We start from the raw sequence: 24,142 nt of genomic DNA, 5'->3' as shown, positions 1-24,142 counted from the left end.
CGCATGGAGGCACCCCTCGAGTGGATCGACGGCCTGCTCGCCGCTGCCCCGGCCCCGACCGGGGACGACGATCGGCCGATCCTCCTCGACCTGTCGTACGACCCGCGGCGGCTCGAGCCGCTGCTGAAGCAGTGCCGGGCCACGGGACGCGAGCTCGACACGCAACTCGAGCACGTCATCGGCCTCGACCGGAGGACGGGGAACAAGGACGGCCCCTTCGCGTTCGTCTGCCATATCGTCACCCCCGAGTTCACGCTGGTGGTCGCCCCGCGGACGGGAAAGGAGACACTCCAGTCGATGGCGGTCATCGTGGCCGTGCGGCGCCGGACGACGCTTGAGCCGAGAAGGGTGCCGCGCGTCCACGTGCGGCGCCACCCGCTGTGGGACGAGGCTCCCTGCGACCTGGAGGCCGTGCTCGACGAGTTCACCGTGCGGCAGACCAGGCTCAACGACGCGTGGAACACCGCCAGGGACGTCCTCGGCCGCGTGACCGAGGCCGCGCCAGAGGACCGGCGCCTCGCGGACGAGTGCGAGCGGCTGTTCGCCCCGCTGGAGGCGGTCTTCAGACTGCGGCAGAAGCACGAGGAACTGACCACCGCCCTGCGCGCCGAGGGGACCGTGGTCGTCCGCCCGGGCGGACGCCTCGAAGGCTTCGACGATCCCCAGGCCGAGGAGGAGGGGCTGACCGTCGTCCTGGCGAGCGGGGACGGACCCCCGTTCCCCGAGGACGCCCGCGTCACGGTGTCCGGGGACGGCGGGGAGTGCGGCGCCACCGTGGCATCGTGCGAGAACGGGCGCATTCGGCTGCGGCCCCGAGGTCCCGCAAGGCGGGCGGCCGAGGTCCTCGCCCTCGGCGGCGAGGTGACCGTCACCGGGGACACCGCGGTCATCGAGCGGCAGCAGCGGTCCGCGCTCACCCGTTTCGCGCAGCGCAACGTCGTCGGTGACTGGTCGGCGCTCGCCCGGGTCCTGTGCCGACCGCACGAGCTCCAGGGCCCGCCGCCGGGCGGAGACCGGGCCACCCCGCACAAGAGGCTCAGCGCCGAGCAGGCGGAGGCCGCGCGCGCCGCAGTTAATGCGCCGCACGCGCTGTTCATCCAGGGCCCGCCCGGCACCGGCAAGTCGACCGTGATCGTGGAGACCATCCGCCGGCTGGTGGCCGAGGGGGAGCGGGTCCTGCTCGTCGCGCCGATGAACGTCGCCGTCGATGAGGTCCTCCGCCGCCTCGGTGACGGCGCGCTGCTGCCGATACGCGTCGCTGCCGATGTCGAGAAGGTGCGTCCGGAAGTCCGCCGGTTCCACGAGGACCGGCTCCGCGCGGCCGTCGTCGAGCGGCTGCAGGACGACGGCCGCGACCGCACCGGCGAGTGGACGAGCCGCCTCGCGCTGCTGACGGAACAGGCAGAGGCCGTCGCCCGGCTCGACCGTGCCCTCGACGCCCGCCGTGCAGCGGAGAAGGCGCTGACCGATGCTGAGTTGCTGAAAGAGGCGGCCGAGCGGGAATACGCCCGGCGCGACGCCGCCACAAGGCAGGCGGTCGAAGAGGTGGAGCAGTTCGCCGCCGGGCTCCCCGCCCGGCTGGACGACGCGTCTGCGGCAAGCCGAGCTGCACAGGACGAACTCGCGCGGGCCGGGGCCGTCCACGAGCAGGCCCTTGCAGAGTTGAGGCGGGCCGAGAAACGGGCGGGACGGGATCGCGCCGAAGCCGATGCCGTCACGGAGGAGGAGGACCAGCAACGCCGGCAGCTCGACGGAGCACGGAGAGACCTGATGGCGGCCGAGTACCGCGTGGAGTCCCTGGACAGGCAGCGCGACCAGGCGGCCGTGGACCTTCCACGGCTCCGTCGACTCGTTCAGGCCGCCGAACGCGACTTGCACCTGGCGCATCAGGCGACGGAGGGGTGGAAGCGCGAGACCGAACTCGCCGCCCAGCGGCAGGAGGAGTACAGGGAGCAGCAGGGATGGCGGGGGCGGCTCATGTCCTGGGCCGCCATGGGGGAGTTCGGCCGCCTCGCGGCCGAGACGGAGCGTGCCCGGGCGGCGTGGGTGGACGCCGCCCAAAGGGCGGACGAGGTCGCGAAGGGGGCCCGACGCCTCCGCACATCCATCGACCGGCTGGAGCGCCGTACCGCCGCCAACGAGGAGGAGGTCCCGGTCGTCCTCGCCGCCATCGAACGGCTGCGCGTGGAGTGCCGGGCGCAAAGCGAGATCCTGGGCCGGACAGCGCGGCGTCGGACCGACGCCGCAGCGCGCCATGATGAGTCCGTCGCCGCAGTGGAGAAGGCGATGCACGCGTTCCAGACGGCGGAGCGCGAAAAAGCCGGAGCCGCCGAGAGCCTGCGGCGCACGTACCGCGACCATCGCGCCCTCCAGTACGCGCACCAGCAGGCGGCCGCGGCCCTGACCATGGCCCAGGAGAGACGCGCCAGCGTCCTCGCCGAACTGCGGACGGCCATCGCCACGAGCGAAGCAGAATGCGAGCAGAAGGAAGCGGACCTCGCCAAGGCGCGCGCCGCGCACAAAGCGGCGGCCGCCGCGCTCAACGGGACGGAACCCGAGGCGGACGCGCTGGACCGGGAGATCCGGCGGCTCCGGTCGTACCAGCGGCTGCAGGAGCGCTGGAAGGAGCTCACTCAGGCCGGCGATCAGCGGAACCGCGACTCCGTCGAGCTGGTGACGACCGCCGTCCTCCAGGCCGCCAACGTCGTGTGCGCCACGGTCGAGGGCATCGCGGGCCGCGACGTCTCCCGGTACGCCGACTTTGACACCCTGATCGTGGACGAGGCCAGCCGTGTGACCGACGGCGCCTTCCTCGTCCCCGCCGTCCGCGCGCGGCGCTGGATCCTCGTGGGCGACGAGCGCCAGTTGCCGCCATACGTCGCCCAGGAGGCCGAGCATCTCGTCCACGCACTGCTCGCGCTGCACGACCACGCGACCGCGGCGACCGATCTCGAAAGGGCCGTCGAACGGATCGGGGAGCAGTGGAAGGAGGAGGCCGAGCAGCGGACCTTCCGCAAGACCACGGTGCTCGCAACGGCGCAGAGACTCCTCGAAGACGGTTCCTGGGGCCGACACTACCGGCCAGCACTCGCCAAGGAGCTCACCGGCCTGAACGTCCGACTCCTCGCCGACGGAGAACGGGAGATCGATCCGGCGCGGGAACTCCTGCAGTCGCTGTCCCGGCGCATGGTCACCAGCCTCTTCGAGAGATGCGTTGCCGATCCAGCCGCCGCGCACCTGCGCCGGCGGCTGACCGTGCAGCGGCGGATGATCGAGCCCATCGCGTCCCTCGTCAGCGAACCGGTCTACAGCGGCGCCTACACCTCGCCCGACGAGCGGACCCTTCGCGACCACGGCATTACCCCGTTGACGAGCGAAACCTTCCGAACGCCGGTCGTCTTCTTCGACACCCACCGCCACGCCGCCGCAGTCGAGGAGCAGAACGGAAACGGGTTCCGCAATCCCTGGGAGGCCCGTTTCATCGCCGACCTGTGCCGCCGCTGGGACCACGAACTCGCCGCCGACCCCTCCGTCACCGAACCGGTGACCATGTCTATCCTCACCTTCTACAAGGCACAAGCCCGGCTGATCCGGAGGGAGATCGGCCAGGACGGTTTCGAACAGCTCTGCAACCCGGTCGTCAACTCGATCGACATGATCCAGGGGCAGGAGAGCGACCTGGTCGTCATCGACTTCGTACGCCGCCGGAAAGCCAAACCCGGCCCGGCGTACGGGCTGTGGCTCCAGGACCTGAACCGGCTCAACGTCGCCGTCACCCGTGCCCGCCGCGGACTGATCATGGTCGGGCACGCGCGCACACTGCGGAACCTGCGCGGCCGGCCCGACGCCCAGGCGTTCTACCGCCACCTGTTCGCATCCCTGGAGACACGGCCGGAGATGACCCTGGCAGAGGACGCGAAGCTGTGAGCCAGGGCACCGCACGAGCCGCGCAGCCGGGCCGCTCCGGCGATCCGGCCACCGGACGGCGGGGAGCCGCGCGCCGCTCCAGCGGCCGCCGCGCCCCGCGACCCGCCCGCACGGTCACCACCGCGCGCGGACTGACGGCGACCGTCACGGTCGAACCGGCCCGGCAGGCCCCACCGCCGCCCCGAGAAGGGACGCGGCTGTGTCTGGACGAGGCACTGCTGCCAATGTTCGTCTGGCCCAACCTCCCGGTACTGCGGGCCGAACGCAAGCGGCTCTCGATCATCGAGCGGTTCGTGCTGGAGATGGCGGCGGAGCTGGAGGACTTCACCACCGAGGAGTTCGGCATGCTCGTCGGGCTGCCCCCGCAGGCGCTGACCGCCATCGCCCGATCGCTCGTGGCTGCGGACGCGCTTCAGCCCACCGCAACCGGGTACCGCGCGACCCCGCTCACCGAGCGGACGCTCCTCCAAGAGGAGGTCGTCGTGCACAGGGAAGGCCGGCAGAGTTTCGTGTTCCTCCCGGAGACCGGCGAGCTGACGGCACCGCACGAGCATGTGGCCGGCTGGATCGGGCGGATGGCGCAGGCACGGGTGAGGCCCGTGTTGAACATGCCGCTCCCGGCCGCCTACGACGGCAAGACCCGCTCCGAGTACATCGACGAGCGTCTCGCCGAGGACGGGACGCTTCCGCGCGACATCGTCCAGGTGCTGCAGACAGAGGAGCAACAGGTCAGCATAGGCAACGTGGACCCGGTCACGAGCGCGCCGGTGTGCCCCGTCTACCGGGCCGAGAACGTGGTCGTCGAAGGGACCGGCCCGGCGGAGGTCACGTTCCGGCTGACCGGCGCGAAGGGGGCGGACTCGTTCGAAGGCAGGCTCACCGGGGCCGACGAACTGGCCGAGATCTGGTGGGATCTCGCTGGCGTGCTCGCGCATCCTTCGGTGACCCCGCTGGTGTGGGGGGCGCTCCGGCCGTCCCGTCGGCAGGAGGACCCACCGGCGGGGCTCGTCCTGGAGGAGACGCCCGGCACCCGGTCCGCCTGGCTGCTGCGGCTGCCCGGGCCTGCCGCCCGCCTCCTGGCCACGGGGACGAAGCTGCTCTACCAGCCGCGCGGGCTGAAGCTGCGCGGAGAGCGCGGCACCGTCCGGGTAAGGCTGGCCCTGGAACCGGCGGACGCCGAGGCCGAGGCGCTGTTCGCCATCGACCTTATCGCCGCGCGCCAGAACACCGAGTCCCCGTCGTCTCTGGAAGACGAGGTGGCGGCCGCCCGGTCGGACCAGGTGACCCCCGAGGCCGTGGTGCGCCGCATGTGGCGGCTGCATTACTACCGGGCCGTCTACCGGCTGAGGGAGGACGATGACTTCGGCTACGGCTGACCGGTTCGACGTCGGATCCCGCCCCCTGCCCGGCGCGTACTGGATGCGCACCGGACGGCGGCGCTCCCCCTACCGGCCGCGCCCGGACGTGGGCGCGGGCCGCTACCGGCACTGCTTCTCTTATGAGGACTCCGACTCCACAATCAAGGCTGCCGCGCTCGAGCTCATCGGCCGTGCGCGGCGAAAGATCTTTCTGGCCAGCTTCCGGTTCATCGACCCCGACCTGCGCGAGGCGTTGAAGAAGGCGGCCGACCGGCTCTGCGGCGGCGTCTACGTGGTCACAGCGATCAACGACCGGGACATGCGCGCCGAGATCGAGGACCCCTACGAGGACTACGAAGACGAGGCGGCCGCCGCGGGCGGCGTCAACATGGAGGAGGAGAAGAAGCGCTACGCCGACCTGGTCACCTCGGGGATCTGGGTGCGCGGCCTCGAGGACTTCCATGCGAAGTTCCTCGTCGTGGACGACGAAATTGCCCTGGTGAGCAGCGCGAATCTCGAATGGCGGGCACTCGCTAGCACCGGCGCGTGGACCGTGACGGGCGAGAACGGCGTCGTCGTCGACGACGCTGGTCAGGCGTCCCTCCTCGGCCGGTTCTTCACCCGCCTGTGGTTCGAGCAGTGCACCTGGGACGCCGCCCCCGGACGCGCCTACCAGAACCTTCGCCGCAGGCCGAGCCCATCGCCGTGCACCGTACCGGAACCCGCTGTCGGGAACGCTTCCGGGCTGATATGGACGAGCCCTGACGAACCCGTCATTCTGCGGACGATCCACCACATCATCGACCACGCCCAGCACGACCTGCTATTGGCGTCCTTCTCCCTCGCAGGCCTCATGGACGACCCCGACCTCCTACACGAACCACTGCGCGCCGCCATGGCCCGCGGTGTGCGCGTCCGGCTGCTCGTCCGTTCCCGCTCGTTCGCCGCCGCCCGCGCGGAGGCCGCCGCGCTGGCCGAGCTGGGCGTCGAGGTGTACGGCGATGACAAGACCCACGCCAAGTGCGCAATCGCCGACTCCCGCAAGGGCGCCCTCTTCTCTGCCAACTTCGACGCCAACCACGGCCTGTACAGCGGAGTGGAGACCGGCACCCGCCTGGACGGGGAGGAAGCCCTCCACGACGCCGTCCACTTCTTCGAGCACTGCATTGCCCACGCGCCTCAGGCGCTGGAAATCGACCCGACGCACCGGCGCGCCTCGGCCCACATGGCCTCGCGCACGCTCCAACCTTGGGACGGGCCCGCCGAGATCCCGGTCCGCTGTAGGACGGACCACTGGAACTTGCTGGCGAACGCACCGGGCGCCGTCCTGTTCTCGAAGCGCACGGCCGGCGACGACCATGTCACGCTGCACGCGGCCGGCGGCAAATGGCGTCTCATCCCGGCGGCGGAACGCCTCGAACTGATCGAACGCCCCGGCAACGACGGGGGCCTCATCGACGACTGGCTGGCTCCCCGCCGCCCCGGCTCTGCCGAAGACCCCTACGAGAATCATCACCGCGGCATCTTCCCGGCGGTTCTCACCCGCCGGGACTCCTAGCCCTGCGGACCGGCGAACGACAAGGAGGCACGGCTGTGCCGCTCCCCCACATGGAGGCTCAGCACTGATGACGAGACCGGGCCGGCACGCCGCTGTCACCGTCTACCGCGCGACGTTCTCCTCGGTTCCCGACTGGCCCGAGGGCCCTTTCGCTCGCGCACGACGGCCTGACGGCCGACGCTGCGGGCCGCAGCCCCACTACCCCGGCCCGTACGGCGAGGCTGCTGTACGACACGCCGGAACGCACCCGGGCGGTGACGCAAGGCGGTGCAGAGCTGAGATGACGGCAAGCTGAGTCGCCGGGGCAGCCAGGTGCCATATATCGGTGATGGCGCTCTTCGCCTGCTCCGCCTCGTTGTGTCGTGGAGCGAGAAGGGCAGGGTTTCGGCTTCTCGCCAACATCTCTCGGCTATCGGAGGGTGGAGCGGTTGCGGGTTCTGGCGAGGGCTTCGAGGGCTGTTTCGTCGGCGTCGGGGAGGGTGTGTAGGTAGCGCTCGGTTGTAGCGATGGAGGCGTGGCCGAGGCGTTCTTTGACTATCTGGAGGTCGGCGCCACCGTTGAGGAGCCAGGAAGCGTGGGCGTGGCGTAGGTCGCGCATTGTCGGTCTGAAGTCGAGGCCTGCGGCGGCGATGGCCGGGTACCAGATATTGCGGCGGAACCAGTCGTTGGGGATGTGGCCGTCCGTCATGCGTGTGCGGAGGGGGCGGGGACTGTCCTTGCCTTTGGAGCGGCGGGCGGCTCGGTAGAGGGCGAAGGCTCCGCGGCAGTAGTCGCAGCGGCATCTGCCGGCGGTGTAGGCGCTGAGGGTGCCGTGGTTGTAGGTACGGCCCTTGTCGTTGGGTTCGGTGTGGCCGAGGGTTGCCGGGTCAGGAATCTCGGTGATGCGGGCGCGGGGCTCGTCTTGGGGCGGCATGTGGAAGAGGAGGTCGTCCTGGGTAAGCCGCTCCGTCCTGATGTGGTCTTCGAGCTTCTCGGCCATCTGGGTGCTGAGCTTGAAGCGGCGGTACTCCTTGTCCTTCGGGTAGTCCTTGACCAGGAAGTGGCCGCCGTCCGGGTGGAACTTCGGGTTGAGCTCCACGACCGTGCGGCTGACCGTGAGGATGCGGGTTCTGAGGTTGAGGTCCTTGGGACGCAACTCGCTGAGTTCGCCCCAGCGGAGGCCGCTCTCGATCTCGGTTTCGGTGAGGAGGCGGAAGGTCCCCTCGGAGAGCGCGTGGTAGATGTCGTCGAACTGCTCCGGTGTGACGATCTTGAGCGGCTTGCGGACGACGGGTGGGGCCTTCACTCCGCGGCAGGGGTGTAGGAACGTAACCTGGTCCTCCAGCGCCGTGGTGAAGATGGCACTGAGGATGATTTTGGTGCAGCGGATGGTCACGGGCGTCATGCCCTGCTTCTTGAGCTTGGCGATCCAGGCGCGGACATGCTCAGGGAGGATGTCAACCATCCGCATGGGGCCGAACTCCGGCATGATGTGCTTGTAGATGGTGTAGGTGTACCCCGATCGGGTGCTGGCCTCCATTTCATGGTTCGGGAGCCAGGCGTTCTCGACGTAGTCTTTGAAGCGCTGCCTTCCGCGTGCGGGTTCTCCGGTTCTGCCTTCGGAGACCTTTACTTCGGCGCGTTGCCATGCTTTTTCTGCTTCCTTCTTGCTCGCGTAGGTTCCGGCCGATCTCCGCTGGCCCCTTATGTCGTCGTAGTAGGCCGTGTAGCGAGGCTTGCCGTCCTTGCCGACTCTCTTGCGTGTCTGCCCCATGGGGCTACCCACCTCCCAGGCTTGATCATCTGACCCTCGCTTGACCCCGGACTGTGAGTGATAGCAGGATTCTAGCCATCACTCACTGACAACGAAGCAGGCCATCTACCTGGGATTTTACCGTGAACGACGTTGATCGCGCGTCGAAGGATGTACATGATCATCGATTCGGGACGAAGAGGTCGTGGGTTCAAATCCCGCCACCCCGACCGGTGAACAGCAGGTGAGAGAGGGTCTCGGAGCTACTCCGGGGCCCTTTTTCGATCTTCCGAGCCGTGGCGACCCGGTCCGGGATCGGCGATGTTCTCCAGGGCACGCGTACCGCGCGACAGCGCCGGCGCAGGTAGGTCCAGACCCCCTGAAGCCGAGGTCCTGACCCACTGACGCGGGCGGTCGGCGCTTGGATCGTGGACCCCATGACCAGATGGATGGGCAGGTTCTGTTTCCGGCACCGCTGGAAAGTGATCGCCGTTTCGCTGCTGCTGATGGTGGCCGGGTTCGCCTGCGCCGGCTCCGTCGTCGGTGGCGCATCCGCGGTGAAGCAGGCGAACGTCCCGGAATCACTCCAGGTGAGAGAGCTTCTCGGGAAGACCGGCGCGCAGATCGTCCTGCTGGTCGAGGGTGTCGACCCGGCGGCGGCCCGAACGGGGACGGCGCTGCGGCGGGTGGCCGCCGACGCTCGGAAGGTGCCGGGCGTCACGGCCGTGGAACCGCCTCGTACCGCCACCGACCGCAGCGGGGTCCTGCTCGCGGTGGAGATCACGCGATCAGGCGAGGACGACGCGGCGAAGCGCGTCGCCGACCGGCTCCGGACGGTCCGCGCCGAGCTGCCCGGCGCGAAGATCCGGATCGGAGGGGACGCCTGGCTTCGGTACGAGACCAGGCTGGCGGCTCAGAAGGACATGCGGGACGCGGAGCTCATCGCGCTGCCGCTGACCTTCGCTGCGCTGGTGGTGGTGTTCGGCGGCGTGCTCGCGGCCGGGGTGCCGTTGATCGCGACGATCGTCAGCGTCGGCGGGGCGTTCACGGTGCTGCTGGCGCTGTCCCGGGCGGTACCGCTGGACGGCAACGTCACGACGGTGGTGACGCTGCTCGGCCTGGGGCTCTCGATCGACTACGGTCTGCTGCTGGTCGGCCGCTACCGCGAGGAACTGGTCCCCGCGTACCGCGAGGCCGCGGCCGGCGGGCGGCGGACGGTCACTCCCGCGGACCGCGCCGCGGCGGTCGAGCGCGCCTGGGCCACGGCCGGCCGGACCGTCATGTACAGCGCGCTGACGGTGGCGGCGGCGTTGAGCGGTCTCCTCGCGTTCGACGCGACGAATCTGCGGGCGGTGGCGGCGGGCGGTATCGCGGCCTCGCTGGTGGCCATGGCCATCTCGCTGACCATGGTGGCGGCGCTGTTGAGGGTCTTCGGCGGACGGATTCACCCGTCCAGGCGAGCGCTGCAAGGCACCGACCGCGTGGGCGGGTTCTTCACCGGCATGACCCGGGCCGTCCAGCGGGTGCCGCTGCCGATCGCGCTGGTGATCGGCGCCTTGCTGCTGGGCGCGGGCGCTCCGCTTCTCGGTGCGAGGATCCAGCTGTCCGGCACCCGTATCCTGCCGCCTGAGCTGGAGTCGGTGCAGGTCACCAATGTGCTCGCCACCAAGTACGGGCGTACTGAACGGCCCTCGGTCATCGTCGTCGCCAGGACCGATCCCGCCGCCCTGTCCCAGTGGGCGCTCCGGTGGAACGGCGATCCGGCGGTCGCGGGGGTCGAGGACGCCCGTACCGGCGGCCCGGGGCTTTCCACGGTGGTGCTCGCCGTACGCGGTGAGCCGCAGAGCCCGGAGGCGCGCGCGCTGGTGCGACGGGTACGCGCCGACCGGCCGCCGGAGGTACGGTCCTGGGTCGCGGGGCAGGCGGCCGAACTCGCCGACGTCGGCACGGTGCTGCGCGACGGGCTTCCGCTCGCCGTGGGCATCGTGCTCATCGCGATGCTGGTGCTGCTCTTCCTGCTCAGCGGCTCGGTGGTGGTGCCGCTGACCGCGGTGGCGATGGCGGTGATCTCGCTGGGCGCCACGTTCGGGACGCTGGTTCTGGTGTTCCAGGACGGATGGCTCTCGGGTCCGCTGGACACGCTGACCGTGGGCGGGCTGGAGCCGTTCTCGGTGGCGGTGATCTTCGCCTTCGCGTTCGGGCTCTCGATGGACTACGAGATCTTCCTGATCGGCCGGATCCGCGAGCACGTCGGCATGGGCCGCGACACCCGTACCGCGATCGGGCACGGGCTGCGGGACACCGGGCGGATCATCACCTCCGCGGCGCTGCTCATGCTGATCGTCTTCGGCGCGTTCGGTACGGCCGCGATGGGCGACATCGAGCAGACGGGTATCGGCCTGTTCGTCGCGGTCCTGGTCGACGCCACGCTGGTGCGGTGCCTGCTGCTGCCTGCGGTGATGACGCTTTTGGGCAGGGCCAACTGGTGGGCGCCCGCCCCGCTGCGCACCCTGTACGCGCGGTTGCCCGCAGACCTGGATGGCCGCACCATGTCGGCAGACCCGTCTCACCTGATCACCACACGGACCGAGCCGAAGCGGCGAACGTCGCACCATGCGCGCGAAGAGGGAAGATGACCGGCATGCGAGGACGGTTCGTGGAGCGGTGGCGGGATGTCGGCCGCGCCGGGGCGCTCACTGGAGGCGCGATCGCGGGAGCGATACTGCTCGCCTGTTGCGTCGCCGCCTTCGCCAGCACACTGGCGGGCGGTGTGGGGCTGCTCGTGATTCCGCTGGTGACGGTCGCCGTCAGGGAGCTGACCGGACGGTACCGGAGCGCGGCACGCCGGCGGCTGGGCAGCGCCGTACCGGATCCGTACCTGCCCCGGCCGCGGTTCGGCGACCCGGCACCCGCCTGGCCGTTGCGGCAGGCGGCGCTGACCCGCTGGATCGTCACCGACCGAGCCACCTGGCGCGACCTGGCCTGGCTGCCACTCAACCTCGTCCTCGGCGCGCCGCTGGCCGGGCTCGCCCCGCTACTGGTCCTGTACGGGCTGAGCGGTGTGATCCTGCCGGTCACCTGGCCGCTGATCGACCAGCGGGCCGGCACCGGTACCCACTACCTCTTCATGTCGGTCACGAACACGACCGGCACCCTTCTCGCCGTTCCCATGGGCATGGTCGTGATCGGCCTCGGTCTGTGGAGCACACCGGCCTTGCTGCAACTGCACGGACGATTCACGCAAGCCCTTCTCGGCCCCACCCGGGGACAGCTGGAGCGGCGGCTGGAACGGGTGACCGAGTCGCGCAGCGAGGCCGTGGACTCCAGTGCCGCCGATCTGCGCCGGATCGAGCGCGACCTGCACGACGGCGTCCAGGTACGGCTGCTCTCACTCGGCATGAACCTGAACGCCATCCAGCGCCTCATGCACGACGACCCGGGAGCGGCCGAGGCGCTGCTGCTGGAGACCAAGGAGAACTCGGGCAAGGCCCTGACCGAACTCCGCGACCTCGTGCGCGGCATCCACCCTCCCGTCCTGGCCGACCGCGGGCTCGCGGACGCGGTCCGCGCGTTCGCGATGGACCTGCCGCTGCGGACCGACGTCGACATCCGGCTACCCGGACGGCCGCCCGCTCCCGTCGAGTCCGCGGTCTACTTCGCCATCTCCGAGTCGCTCACCAACGTGCTCAAGCACGCCCAGGCGAGCCGGGCCGGGATCCGCATGGTGCACGAACGGGGAGTGCTGCGCGCCGAGGTGACCGATGACGGGGCCGGCGGCGCCGATCCGTCCGGGGGCACCGGCCTGCGCGGGATCGAACGGAGGCTTTCGGCCTTCGACGGTATCCTCGCGGTGAGCAGCCCGCCGGGTGGGCCCACCATGGTCGTTCTGGAGGTGCCGTGCGCGTTGTCCTAGCCGAGGACCAGTTCCTGATGAGAGACGGACTGACCCGGCTGCTGGAAGCGCACGGATTCGCCGTCGTGGAGGTCGTCGACAACGGCCCCGGAACGCTGCGGGCGCTGGTCACGGTCCGTCCCGACGTCGCGGTCGTCGACGTCCGCCTGCCGCCGTCGTTCACCGACGAGGGGCTGCGCGCGGCACTGGAGGCCCGGGCCCAGGTGCCCGGCCTTCCGGTCCTGGTGCTGTCGCAGTACGTGGAGCAGCTCTACGCCCGCGAACTGCTGGCGAGCCAGGCGGGCGGGGTGGGTTACCTGCTCAAGGACCGGGTGTTCAACGAGGAGCAGTTCGTCGAGGCGATCCGCCGGGTGGCCGCCGGGGGCACCGTCCTCGACCCCGAGGTGGTACGCAACCTGCTCGGCGGCCGAGGCCCGGATCTGCCCATCTCGCGGCTCTCCGAAAAGGAGCTCGCCGTCCTCGAGCTCATGGCCGAAGGCCGGTCCAACAGCGCGATCGCCCAGCGCCTGTTCATCAGCGAGAAGGCCGTCGGCAAGCACACCACGAGCATCTTCGCCAAGCTCGACCTGCCTCTGTCCGACGACGACAACCGGCGGGTACGGGCCGTACTGACCTACCTCGGCTCCTAAGCCGCAACCGGACCGCGCGCATCGCCACTGTCAGCGATCTCCCTGAACTCGCCCGGCCAAGCGTGCGGGCGGCCGGTCAGCCGCGGACGGATCTCCAGAGTGCCGCCGTTGCGGGATCGAGGCTATAGAGCATCGCGCCACTGCTCGACTCGACGACACGCATCGGCCATGCGTCGCTGTCGTAGTGCGTGTTCAAGTGACGAGTGAATGCCGCCAGGTTCCCGCGCAGGCTGTGGTACTCCGTCGACAGCGCCTCCACCAGACCTTGCAATCTCGGGCATAGCATCCATTTATGGATCTCTCGCCCATCACGCGTGAGGCGGTGCTGGATGCGATCGCGGAGTGCGACCGCCTGGGCCGGGACCGCTTCCTCGCGGAGTACGGCTTCGACCCTGCGCGCCGATACCTGCTGCACTTCAACGGCGTCTACTACGACTCCAAGGCCATCGTGGGCGTGGCCTATCGTTCCGTCGCCGGCCGGCCGCTGACCGCTCGGGAGTTCTCCGGCGGACGCCAGACCGTCGGACGCCTTCTTACTCGACTGGGGTTCGAGGTGGTCATCGACGAGCCGCTTCTACCGGGTCCAAGGCTTCTGGCGGAGTTGAAGGGCCTGCGCGTCGCCAGTACGGCCGACGGACCGGCCAGGCATCAGCCGATCACCCTGCTGTGGGCTCTGGGACGCGCCGCTCACCACGCCCCGCGCCTCGTTTCCTGGGACGCGGCTCAGGTCGAGTTGCGTGGGCTCCTGCGTGAGTACGGTCGGCCGCGGTCGAGGCCTCGGCCGGAGTTCCCCATTCTTGCCCTGGCCCACACCGACTTGTGGGAGCTGCACGGTCATGCTGGAGCCGTCCCGACCGCGCACGGCGAGCCTTTTGGGTGGATGGAGCAGCACAACCCGTACAGCGGTCTGCAGGCCTGGGCGTACGAGTTGGCAGCCTCTTCCGCAGATGCGCGCGCCGAGGCCATCGCGGAACTCGGCCAACGCTTCTTCGAAGGAGCGATCCCCCAGGCGCTGCTCGACGATGTCGGCCTCCACCCCGTACAGATGAGCCTTCCCACGCAGCAGGAGTCCGACGACCTCGAGGCCTATCGGCGCCTTTGCCGTAGCGTCGAGGCCGCCGAGGTGCGCGGCGACCATGGCCGCACCACCCGTACGACCAGTGAACGGCCCGTACGATCCGCAGCCGCGGTCAGGGCCGTGCTCCTGCGCGGGCGCGGTCGCTGCGAGAACCCTGTGTGCACCGGCCAGCCTGACGACGTCACCGACAACGGCGAGCCCATCCTGGAAGTCGACCACGTCGAGGACCGCTCGACGTGGGGCCGCGACCATCCCATTCAGATGATCGCGCTATGCCCCAACTGCCACGCGATCAAGACCCGTGGCCAGACCCGCGAACGGCTGCGCAAGCTCCTTCTCACCGAAGCGCGCTCCCGCCACACCGCCTGGGAGGCCGAAGCGGGATCGCGTTGATGACAGGGGCGTGGAAAGCAGACTCGCTGCGCAACCTAGGTGGGAGAGGGCCTCAAAGCCGGGCCGGTTTTGGACGAGCCTCAACGCCTTCGGCCGTCTCACCAAAGCAAAGGCGCCGGCGTTACCGATTGCTGGACGGCTCTGCCTTAGGCGCTGTGGGACGCATGCACCTCCTTCTCTCGGTTGTCGGACCCGAGTCGTACGGTCGGCATAGCCCGAGCGACGAGCACGGATTCGGGGACCGAGAGAGGCCGGAATGGCGGAGCACCGCACGTACCTTGAGTTGTCCGAGGACACCGGCAGCGCGCACAAGTTCTACAACGTGGTCCGTTCCGGTACGCGGGTGACGATCACCTACGGGCGCATCGGTACGTCCGGCCAGACGAAGGTGTCCGACTTCGCGACCCCGGCCAAGGCCGAGGCGGCGGCCGCCAAGAAGATCGCGGAAAAGAGCCGGAGGGGCTACGCGCCGGCCGTGCCGGGGCAGCGCCAGGCGCGTCCCGTCAGCAGGCGCAGCATCGTCAGCGCCAGGTCGACCGCCAATCAGGCGCCGGTGCTCTGGCGATTCGCGAGCGGGGCCGCCGCGTTCGGCATCTTCGTCGACCAGGACCGATGCTGGGTCGGCAACCAGAACGGCGATGTCTTCACCATCACCACCGGCGGCGCGGTGACGAGCCGCTACCGGCTGCCCGACGGGGTCAAGTGCATCGTCGCCGACGACTTCTGGATCTACGCCGGCTGTGACGACGGCAGGGTGTACGACCTGAGCGGCAAGGTCCCGCACGTCGCGTACGAGATCTCCGCCGATGTCGACATCTACTGGCTGGACATCGACGACGCGGTCCTCGGGGTATCCGACCGCAACGGCCGCCTCACGACCGTCGACCACGAGGACGAGTTCCAGTGGTCGCGCGATGTCGATGGCGATTCGGCCTGGATGGTGCGGTGCGATGCCCAAGGCGGCACCGTCTTCCACGGGCATTCGCGCGGCGTGGGCTGCTACGCGGCCGGTGACGGCAAGCCGATTTGGCAGACCAAGGTCGGCGGCAACGTACTCTTCGGCTGGCAGGGAGAGCAGTCGGTATACGCCGCGACCGGCAGGAACGACGTCTACCGGCTGGCCAAGACGAACGGTGTGGTCGAGGCGGTCTATCGCTGCGATGCCGCGGTCTTCTCCTGCGCCGCTTCGTCTGATGGGCGCTATATCTTCGCCGGCGACAATTATTCGTCCGTCTACTGCTTCGACGAAGCCGGGACCCGGCTGTGGAAGCTCGGTACCGGCTATGGCTCGGCCTACTCGATGCAGTTCGTGGACGACCGGCTCTACATCGTCACCACCGACGGCTCGCTGGTGTGCATCGACGCGTCCGAGACGGCGATCCGGGCGGCGCAGCAAGGGACCATCCCCAAGCCCGTCGATGTGAAGATCGCTGCGTCGCTACCTGTGGCGGAGCCAGTGACGGTGCTCGAGACCGCTTCACAGCCCGGGGATGCCGTCCTCCTGGAGTGCTACCAGGACGGGCCTCGGCTTCGGGTACGGGTCATCAGCGAAGGCTACGAGCCCGGATGGCACGTGCAGTTCCCCAAGGAGATCCGCGAGCCCAGCGCCCGTTACGTCGTCGAGGGCGTACGACCGTCCGGCCGCGGTGGCTTCTACCGTGCCTACGGTGAAATCAGGCGTTTGGTCTGACGCACGTCCTCGGTGTCCGCAATGGGCGCAGCCTGGCCGAATGCGGTTGGGATTTCGTCCGCCGGTCGTGCGGCCGGTGAGACCCGGGGGGACAATTACCGGCCGCACGACATCCAGCCCTGACGGCCAGCGGAGGTCACGATCAGCTCGAACCGGTTCGCCGGCGCTCTCCTCGTTGACTCGTGGCGTGTTCGCCTCTGGCATCGCCTGTGAAGGCGAACACGCCACGAGTCAACGTAGGTGGCGGTGTGGTGGATCTTGGCGGTCACCGCAGTAGCCGGGGACGGTGGCTCTGGGCGAGGACGCGGAGTGGAACGGTTTGATGGCGGCCGGGCCGGCGAGAGTCCGAAGGCTCGGCGCCCGTGCGTTACCTGGCGGGTAGTCGCTATTCGATGCGGTCGTGCTGAGGATGGGATGGCTCTGGCGAGAGCCGCCGGATGCCTCAACGAGGAGTCCTCGAATGCTCGATCGGATCAACGCGGGCGATCAACTCCCCTCTGCAAGCGCGAAAGCCTCGCTCGACCGCCCCTTCGATGTCGACACTCGGATGGAACCCGTCGGTGACGGTTCGTTCACCGGTGCGTTCACCGGGCGGTGGAACTCGCTCGGCGGCGCGGTCAACGGCGGGTACGTCGTCGCCTGCGCGCTCCAGTCCCTCCGGCAGGTCCTGGGCCACCCCGATCCGCTCGCCGTGTCCACCTCGTTCCTGCGACCGGCCAAGCCCGGTCCGATCGAGGTCAGCACCGATGTGGCGAAGACGGGACGGCGCACTTCGACCGGTACGGCGCTCCTACGCCAGGACGGCAAAGAACTGGCGCGTACCACCGCCACGTTCGCCGACCTCAGCGCCGTGAACCCGGAAGCGCGGGACACGCAGCCCCCGGCGCCCGTACTGCCGGACCCGACCGACATGAGTGAACCGGGCGCCGGCCGTGAGTTCCCTGGTGCGACGATTACCGAACGGGTCGAGTTCCGCTATCCAAGGCCGCCCGGCTGGCTCGAGGGCCGTCCCACCGGGGACGCGACCGCGGAGTTCTGGTTGCGCTTTCGGGATCGGCCATCCGACACCATGAGCCTGCCCATGCTCGTCGACGCCGCGGCGCCGGCCGCGCTCGAACTCGGCATCGCGCCGGCCGTCACGATCGCGCTCACCACCCATGTTCGCGCCCGCCCGGCACCCGGCTGGGTCGCGTGCCGGGTCACCACCCGGACGGTACTCGGCGGCTACCTCGAAGAGGACTTCGACATCTGGGACGCGGACGGCACCCACGTTTGCCAAGCCCGACAGCTCGCCCTCATCCTCGGTTGAGCAACGAGAGGCGCCGGGAGGACCAGGGGCGGCACATTCTTTGACAGGGCGTTCACCCGCTGGGTCGGTGGGAGCACCTGACTCTCGTTGAGTTTCGTCAGAGGCGGTTGGTCCGCGTCGGACGTAGGTGGGGCCAGTCACTGCCTGCAGCATCGGCTCCCACAAGCCCTGTGGCGCCCCGCACTCCGGTAAGAGGTCTCTGGGTAGGATGCGCGCGCGGTATCCGGACTGTCGTCGTACAGGTGATGCCCGTACGGCGGAAAGAGGAGGCGGTCGATGGCGGTCGATCCGAGCGGCACGGGGCTCAAGCGGTTTCTCGACGAGGACCCGGGCGGTCCGGTGGTGATGCTGAACCTGCTGCGCTTCCGCGAAGGCGGGCAGAAGAGTTATGCGCGCTACTCCAAGGCGCTGAGCGAGACGATTCTCGACCGCTACGGCGCCGAGGTCCTCTACCACGGCAAGGGCTCGACCGCTCTGGTGGCCGAGGACGGTCAGGCATGGGACGCGGTTCTCCTCGTTCGCTATCCGTCCCGTGCGGTGTTCTCCCAGATGGTCGCCGACCCTGATTTTCAGGCCGTGGCACATTTCCGGACGGAAGCACTCAGCGAGGCCGTTCTGCAAGCGACCGTTCCTGGCAACTGACCCTCTCGTTCGTCTTCGCGTGAAGCGCGCGGTGCTCGGTCAGGCCGGCGCGTCTGGGACGGCGGGCCTCGCCTGTACGCGCAGGGACTCTATGTAGACTCAATCTACGTAGATCCAATCCACCTAGGGGGGCCGGTGACCGCGTTCATCGGGCGGGAAGCGGAACTCTCGCTCCTGAGGAAGCGGCTGGAACGGGTGCGCGCCACCGGCTCGGGCGCTGCCGTCGCCCTCCGCGGACGGCGGCAGGTGGGGAAGTCGCGGCTCGTCCAGGAATTCTGTGATCGCGCCGGGGTTCCCTACGTCTTCTCCGCGGCCACGAAGGGCGCCTCGCCGGTCGAGGCCGTGTCGACCTTCCTGAACGACCTCAAGGAGTCGGTGCTGCCGTCCGACCACGAGTTGGTGCCGCTTCTGGAGAACGGCAGCTGGCCCGACGCGTTCCGGATCCTGGCGTCAGCACTGCCCGGTACGCCGTGCATCGTCGTCCTGGACGAACTGCCGTGGCTCGCCGAGCAGGACGGGGCGTTCGACGGTGCGCTGCAGACCGGGTGGGATCGGCTCCTGTCGTCCAAGCCGGTCCTGTTGCTCCTGCTGGGCAGCGACCTGCACATGATGGAGAGGCTGACCGCCTACGACCGGCCGTTCTACGGACGTGCCGACAACATGGTGCTCGGTCCGCTGAACCCGGCCGACACGGGGCAGGCCCTCGGGCTGGACGCGGCGGACGCGATCGACGCGCACCTGGTGTCCGGTGGCCTTCCCGGGATCGTACGGACCTGGCCGCACGCGATGCCGGCACTGGACTTCTTGAAGGCCGAGTCCGCGGACCCGGCCGCCGCGGTCTTCGGTGTACCCGAGGCCGCGCTGATGGCCGAGTTCCCGAACCCTGACCTGTCCCGCCGGGTCCTGGAAGCCGTCGGCGCCGGCGACCGTACCCACGCCAACATCGCGGCGACGGCAGGCAGCCGCGACGGGTCGCTGCCATCGGGCACCCTGTCGCCGCTGCTGCGCCGCCTGACAGCGGACAAGCACGTCCTCTCGGTGGAGGAGCCGCTGTCCACGAGAGCGGGCAAACCGGCGCTCTACCGCATCTCCGACAGCAACCTGCGCCTGTACCTGGCCGCCCTCCGCGGTGCCCATGAACAGGCACGCCGTGGCCACCCCGAGGCCGGTTTCCGTCTGATCCAGCGCCGCTGGTCCTCCTGGCGGGGGCGCGCCGTCGAACCGCTGGTGCGCCAGGCATTGGAACGAGCCGCGCTGTCCGGAGCCCTGCCATGGTCAGAGGCCGAGGTGGTCGGCGGATGGTGGAACCGGACGTTCGAGCCCGAGGTCGACCTGATCGGCGCGGACCGCGGGCCCGTCGCGCGGCGGATCCATTTCGCCGGTTCGATCAAATGGCTCGCCAGCCCCTTCGACGGTCATGACCTCGCGGAACTCCGCCGTTCAGCGGCCCAGGTACCGGGCTTCGACCCGGGTACGAGCGGCCTCGTCATCGTCTCCTTGTCCGGTACCGCGGCCGCCACCGATCTCAGCGCGGTCGACGTTGTCTGGACGGCGAAGGACGTCCTGGAAACCTGGCGTCGCTAGGGCGAGTTCCCGCGCCGTTCGAGGTCGGCGCGGAACGCTGATCACCGCGAGGCCCATCGCCGTGAACGGGAAGAGGCACATCGGGAAAGTACTAGTGGAAGGTCGTGGATCGGCGTTTTGGGGACGCGTGTGAACGAGACGGTGCAGGGATTACTGCAGACGGTGGGACTGCTCGCGTTCATCGTGGTGGTGTTCACGGGAGCCCTGCTGTTCGAGTCCCGCCTCGGCCGGAACACGGCGGAGGCCGCGGAGCGGCGGAGAGCAAGCAGGCTACGGAAACGGCAGGGTCCCCGCTCCTCGTACCTCACCGGGGCGGGCAACTGCCACGCTGCCGCCCCAGGTGAAGCCGCCCCCGACCGCGAATTCAACTGACGCCTCAGGCTTGCTCGGGCACTGCACTCGCAGTGGCGGCCACGACACATGCAACCGGAGGGTCGAGTTCAAGGGTTTCGACTCGGATCTCTGTGAAGCCTGCCTGGGTGAGCATGTCCTGGAGCTCGCGGGCGGCTCGGGCTGTGGTGCTCTGGGTGGCGCCGGGGCAGCGAGGCTGGGTGGCGAGGGCGATGCGTCCTCCGGGACGGAGCAGGCCGCGTAGCCGGCGGAGCCGTTCCACCGGGTCGGGCCAGAACCCTACGGAGTTGACGGCGAGGATGGCATCGAGCGGCTCGTCGAAGCTCGGCGGTTCGTCCACAGAGGCATGAGCGAGCCGAACGCGGTGGGCGCGGATGGCGGCGGCGTTGCGCCGGCCCGCCTGCCGGACCATGACCTCGGAGTGGTCGATGCCGTGCACCTGCCCTTGGGTGGCACGGCGGGCGAGTTCAGCGATGGCGACGCCGGGACCGAAGCCGATCTCGAGCACCCGGTCGGTGGGCCGGATTTCCAGCACCGACACCGCCCAGATGCTGCGCTGCCGGTTGGAGCGGCGATGAGCCATGACCCGACCGACGAGCCGTCCAGCGCCGCCTCGGGGATGGCCGAACTGGCGCACCAGCTTCATGATCGCGCGTTGCTTGAGAGTCGTATCGGCAGTCACGATCGCCAGTGAACGGCTTCAAGTACGCTTGAAGTCAAGATGGCGGAAGAGCGGTTGACGATCGGCGAGCTGGCGACCCGTACCGGCGTCGCCACCTCCGCCCTGCGCTACTGGGAAGAGTTCGGCCTGCTACCGGCGCCGGTACGGGTCTCGGGCCAGCGGCGTTATCCGCGGTCGGCCGTTGAGCTGGTCGGCGTGATCCTGGCCTTGCGGGACGTCGGTTTCAGCTTGCGCGAGCTCAGCGCGTTCCTCGCCCCTCGTACACCAGCCGTCGACGGTCGGCGGGAACTGATCCAACGCAAGCTCACCGAGCTGGACCAGCGCATCGCCCACGCCCAGGCGGCGCGCACCGCCGTCGCTCATGCCTTGGCCTGCCCGCACGAAGACATCCTCGAATGCCCCAGCCTCAGCAGCGTGGTCGCCGCACGCCTGGCCGGGGCATCCTTCGAGGAATCGCATCGTCACTGAGCTTGACGTCAAAGCAAGCGCCCGCCGGCCTCAGCAGACAGCGCCGCCTCTGCCTAGGGCCTGTCTCAAAGTGGCCTCAACCACCGCGCGAGCGCGTTACCTGGCCGGCGAGGCGATGCCGGGGGCGAGCCTCACCGGGCAGATCGCGGAGCGATGTCGCGCTCGCACAAGGCACGGTCACGGTGCGAGCCGCCAGGCGAGCACCGTGACCGGGGCTTTGGAAACACAGCCGCCAGGCGAGCACCGTGGGCCGGGACTTTGAAACACTGCCTACTAGAGTGCCCGGTAGAAGGCGCGGATGTCCTCGGCGAGCTGTTTCGGCTGCTCCAGAGCGGCGAAGTGGCCGCCGTGTTCGAACTCCGTCCAGTGCACGATCGTGTCGGTCTGCTCGGCGAACCTGCGGACGGGCAGTGCGATGTCGTGCGGGAAGACGGCCACACCGGTGGGCACCGGTGAGCGCTCCGGCATGCTCCAGGCGTGGGCGAACTCCCAGTAGATCTGGGCGGCGGAGGACGCGGTGTTGGTGAGCCAGTAGATCATCACGTTGGTGAGCAGGTAGTCGCGGTCGATCTCTTCGTCGGTCCACTCCTTGAACTTCTCGGCGATCCAGGCGAGCTGTCCGGCGGGCGAGTCGGCCAGGCCGTAGGCGAGGGTCTGCGGCCGGGTGGACTGGATGGCCATGTATCCGCCGAGATCGCCGGTGAAGCGCTCGAGGCCCTCGAGCCGGGCGCGGTCCTTCTCATCGAGGTCGTCAACGGGGCCGGTGGGGAAGGTCAGCAGGTAGTTGATATGGATTCCGACCACGTGGTCGGGGGCGACGCGGCCGAGTTCCCGGGCGACTCCAGATCCCCAGTCGCCGCCCTGCGCGCCGTATCTGTCATAGCCCAGCCGCGCCATGAGCTCGGCCCAGGCGCGGGCGATGCGGTCGAGCGTCCAGCCGGCGTCCGGCTGCGGCCCGGAGAACCCGAATCCCGGGAGGGAGGGGATGACCAGGTGAAAGTCGCGGGACAGCGGTTCGATCACGTCCAGGAACTCCACGACGGAGCTGGGCCAGCCGTGCGTGAGGATCAGCGGCAGCGCGTCCGGGTTGGCCGAGCGGACATGCAGGAAGTGGATGCGCTGGCCGTCGATGTCGGTAAGGAACTGCGGGTAGGCATTGAGCCTGGCCTCGTAGACGCGCCAGTCGTAGGTCGTGGCCCAGTACTCGAGGAGTTCGGCGAGGTAGGAGACGGGGACGCCCCGCTCCCAGCCGGCGCCGGGGACCTCGCTGGGCAGGCGCGTCCTGCCCAGCCTCTCGCGAAGGTCGTCGATGTCGGCCTGGGGGATGTCGATGCTGAAGGTTTCCATGACGACGACTCTCCACCCCATCTAGGCAATATCCTTGCCTAGATGACGGCTTCCCGGCTTCTGATGCTGCTTTCTCTGCTGCAGACCCGTCCCGAATGGTCAGGTTCGGAGTTGGCCCAGCGCCTGGAGGTCAGTCCGCGCACGATCCGCTATGACATCGACAAGCTGCGCAGCCTCGGCTATCCGATTCAGGCCACGATGGGCGCGATCGGCGGCTACCGGTTGGGGGCGGGAGGGGCGCTGCCTCCCCTGCTGCTCGATGACGAGGAAGCCGTCGCGGTGGCCGTGGGCCTGCGTACCGCCGCCGGTGGCGCGGTCACGGGCATCGAGGAGACATCGGTGCGGGCGCTGGTCAAGCTGGAGCAGGTGCTCCCGTCGCGGCTGCGCAACCGCGTCAACGCCCTGTACAGCCACACCACACCGATCACAGCGGCCGGCGTTCCCGTCGATGCCGAGACCCTCACCACCATCAGCGCCGCCTGCCGGGACCATCACCGGCTGCGCTTCGACTACCGCACGCATGCCGGTGATGATCAGGTTCGGGACACCGAGCCGTACCGGCTCGTGCACATGAACCGACGCTGGTATCTGGTCGCCTGGGACGTGCACCGACAGGACTGGCGGACGTTCCGGGCCGATCGGATGACGCTGCGGATCCCGCACGGACCTCGCTTCACTCCCCGAGATTCGCCGCCGCCCGACCTGGTCCCGCGGGGGGTGGACACGGCGCTCTTCCGTTACCGGGCGCAGGTGACCGTGCACGCCCCGGCCGACTCGATCAAGGTGCCCAGCGCGGTGCAGGTGGACCCGGTGGACAACGACACGTGCATCGTCCACGCGGGCGCCGACACCCCTTACCAGCTCGCCCTGCACATCCTCATGCTCGACGCCGACTTCACGGTGGACGGATCGCCCGAGCTGCTGGAGGAGCTGAGGAAGATCTCCACCCGATGCGCGGCCACCGACCCCACACGACCCTCTCCATAAAGGTCAGCAATGGCAGTCGATGGCCACGGCCACCCGGTCCTTGTGCTCCGCGAGAAGTGCAGTGAATTCATCGGACCAGGCTTGCGATGACTTGCCCGCTCGATCGAACCATCGGCCGTCCGGTGTGATGACCGCATAGGCCACAAGGTCGGGGACGAGTTCGGCCACCGGCCGCACGTTGTCGTCCGGCCGGACCACGTCCATTCCGTACCTGGCCTGGTACTGATCGGGTGCGAGGTTGTAGTGCTGCTCCTTACCCCAGATGATGCCGTCGTAGCGGCCTCCGACCACGAAACCATCACACTGCCAGTTCGGATGTCTCTCGCCTGTTTCGTCGTCGAACAGATCGGGAGCCCAGAACGGCTCCATCATCTGCTCCGCTCGTACGACCGGGTCCGGGTCGTGCCGGTCCACGAGAACAAGGGCGAGGAAGTGTGCCACGCCGATGAACATAGCATCGGCGGCGTTCCATAATCTTCGCGGTCCTGTCGCCA

At 69.2% G+C, this 24,142-nt stretch carries 18 protein-coding genes; 14 read left to right on the top strand and 4 right to left on the bottom strand.

Features of this window, described 5'->3' with window-relative positions:
• Positions 1–3 precede the first annotated feature (3 nt).
• The 3 genes from ACH34Q_RS28280 to ACH34Q_RS28270 are packed head-to-tail and all read left to right on the top strand — an operon-like array spanning position 4 to position 6,843.
• Positions 4–3,927, top strand: a complete 3,924-nt coding sequence (locus tag ACH34Q_RS28280; protein WP_395986111.1) for a DEAD/DEAH box helicase — start codon at positions 4–6, stop codon at positions 3,925–3,927.
• A complete protein-coding gene (locus tag ACH34Q_RS28275) occupies positions 3,924–5,303 on the top strand; it encodes a hypothetical protein (RefSeq protein ID WP_395986110.1) in 1,380 nt (459 codons plus the stop codon). Before ACH34Q_RS28280 ends, ACH34Q_RS28275 begins: the two co-directional genes overlap by 4 nt.
• Positions 5,284–6,843, top strand: a complete 1,560-nt coding sequence (locus ACH34Q_RS28270) for a phosphatidylserine/phosphatidylglycerophosphate/cardiolipin synthase family protein (RefSeq protein ID WP_395986109.1) — start codon at positions 5,284–5,286, stop codon at positions 6,841–6,843. The genes ACH34Q_RS28275 and ACH34Q_RS28270 overlap by 20 nt, the downstream gene beginning before the upstream one ends.
• 409 nt (positions 6,844–7,252) lie before the next feature.
• On the opposite strand, the gene ACH34Q_RS28265 is transcribed toward ACH34Q_RS28270, so the two are convergent.
• Positions 7,253–8,596 carry a tyrosine-type recombinase/integrase gene (locus ACH34Q_RS28265; RefSeq protein WP_395986108.1) on the bottom strand — a complete coding sequence of 448 codons (1,344 nt, stop codon included), beginning with the start codon at positions 8,594–8,596 and terminating at the stop codon, positions 7,253–7,255.
• A gap of 416 nt (positions 8,597–9,012) precedes the next feature.
• Between ACH34Q_RS28265 and ACH34Q_RS28260 the strand changes: the two genes are divergently transcribed.
• From ACH34Q_RS28260 to ACH34Q_RS28220, 9 genes are all read left to right on the top strand, one after another.
• On the top strand, positions 9,013–11,211 hold the full coding sequence (locus ACH34Q_RS28260) for an MMPL family transporter (protein WP_395986107.1): 2,199 nt from the start codon (positions 9,013–9,015) through the stop codon (positions 11,209–11,211).
• Positions 11,208–12,488, top strand: a complete 1,281-nt coding sequence (locus tag ACH34Q_RS28255) for a sensor histidine kinase (RefSeq protein ID WP_395986106.1) — start codon at positions 11,208–11,210, stop codon at positions 12,486–12,488. Before ACH34Q_RS28260 ends, ACH34Q_RS28255 begins: the two co-directional genes overlap by 4 nt.
• A complete protein-coding gene (locus tag ACH34Q_RS28250) occupies positions 12,473–13,117 on the top strand; it encodes a response regulator (protein ID WP_395986105.1) in 645 nt (214 codons plus the stop codon). Before ACH34Q_RS28255 ends, ACH34Q_RS28250 begins: the two co-directional genes overlap by 16 nt.
• Before the next feature lie 292 nt (positions 13,118–13,409).
• Positions 13,410–14,588 (top strand): HNH endonuclease, encoded by a 1,179-nt coding sequence (locus tag ACH34Q_RS28245; protein ID WP_395986104.1) that lies wholly within the window; start codon positions 13,410–13,412, stop codon positions 14,586–14,588.
• 256 nt (positions 14,589–14,844) lie between these two features.
• Positions 14,845–16,278, top strand: a complete 1,434-nt coding sequence (locus ACH34Q_RS28240) for a WGR domain-containing protein (protein WP_395986103.1) — start codon at positions 14,845–14,847, stop codon at positions 16,276–16,278.
• Between the two features lie 460 nt (positions 16,279–16,738).
• Positions 16,739–17,587 (top strand): thioesterase family protein, encoded by an 849-nt coding sequence (locus tag ACH34Q_RS28235; RefSeq protein WP_395986102.1) that lies wholly within the window; start codon positions 16,739–16,741, stop codon positions 17,585–17,587.
• Positions 17,588–17,863: 276 nt separating this feature from the next.
• The gene (locus ACH34Q_RS28230; protein WP_395986101.1) at positions 17,864–18,229 is read left to right on the top strand and encodes a DUF1330 domain-containing protein; all 366 of its coding nucleotides are present in this window, start codon (positions 17,864–17,866) and stop codon (positions 18,227–18,229) included.
• Between the two features lie 135 nt (positions 18,230–18,364).
• Positions 18,365–19,813, top strand: coding sequence for an ATP-binding protein (locus tag ACH34Q_RS28225; protein WP_395986100.1), 1,449 nt, complete (start codon positions 18,365–18,367; stop codon positions 19,811–19,813).
• A 129-nt stretch (positions 19,814–19,942) separates the two neighbouring features.
• The gene (locus ACH34Q_RS28220) at positions 19,943–20,185 is read left to right on the top strand and encodes a hypothetical protein (protein WP_395986099.1); all 243 of its coding nucleotides are present in this window, start codon (positions 19,943–19,945) and stop codon (positions 20,183–20,185) included.
• A 4-nt stretch (positions 20,186–20,189) separates the two neighbouring features.
• Here ACH34Q_RS28220 and ACH34Q_RS28215 read toward each other — a convergent pair whose 3' ends face one another.
• Positions 20,190–20,846 carry a class I SAM-dependent methyltransferase gene (locus ACH34Q_RS28215; RefSeq protein WP_395986098.1) on the bottom strand — a complete coding sequence of 219 codons (657 nt, stop codon included), beginning with the start codon at positions 20,844–20,846 and terminating at the stop codon, positions 20,190–20,192.
• A gap of 39 nt (positions 20,847–20,885) precedes the next feature.
• Here ACH34Q_RS28215 and ACH34Q_RS28210 point away from each other — a divergent pair, with 39 nt between their 5' ends.
• Positions 20,886–21,314 (top strand): MerR family transcriptional regulator, encoded by a 429-nt coding sequence (locus ACH34Q_RS28210; RefSeq protein ID WP_395986097.1) that lies wholly within the window; start codon positions 20,886–20,888, stop codon positions 21,312–21,314.
• A gap of 273 nt (positions 21,315–21,587) precedes the next feature.
• On the opposite strand, the gene ACH34Q_RS28205 is transcribed toward ACH34Q_RS28210, so the two are convergent.
• Complete coding sequence (locus tag ACH34Q_RS28205; RefSeq protein WP_395986096.1) at positions 21,588–22,661, bottom strand: epoxide hydrolase family protein; 1,074 nt, start codon at positions 22,659–22,661, stop codon at positions 21,588–21,590.
• Between the two features lie 42 nt (positions 22,662–22,703).
• Here ACH34Q_RS28205 and ACH34Q_RS28200 point away from each other — a divergent pair, with 42 nt between their 5' ends.
• Entirely contained in the window at positions 22,704–23,648 is a 945-nt protein-coding gene (locus ACH34Q_RS28200) for a helix-turn-helix transcriptional regulator (RefSeq protein ID WP_395986095.1), read from the top strand.
• 3 nt (positions 23,649–23,651) lie between these two features.
• Here ACH34Q_RS28200 and ACH34Q_RS28195 read toward each other — a convergent pair whose 3' ends face one another.
• Positions 23,652–24,101: a hypothetical protein gene (locus ACH34Q_RS28195; protein WP_395986094.1), complete on the bottom strand. Its 450-nt coding sequence runs from the start codon at positions 24,099–24,101 to the stop codon at positions 23,652–23,654.
• Positions 24,102–24,142: the final 41 nt, after the last annotated feature.

This window comes from Actinomadura sp. 9N407 (genome assembly GCF_044326315.1).
In the GTDB taxonomy this organism is placed as follows: Bacteria; Actinomycetota; Actinomycetes; order Streptosporangiales; family Streptosporangiaceae; genus Spirillospora.
This window is presented reverse-complemented; position numbering and strand designations above follow the sequence as displayed.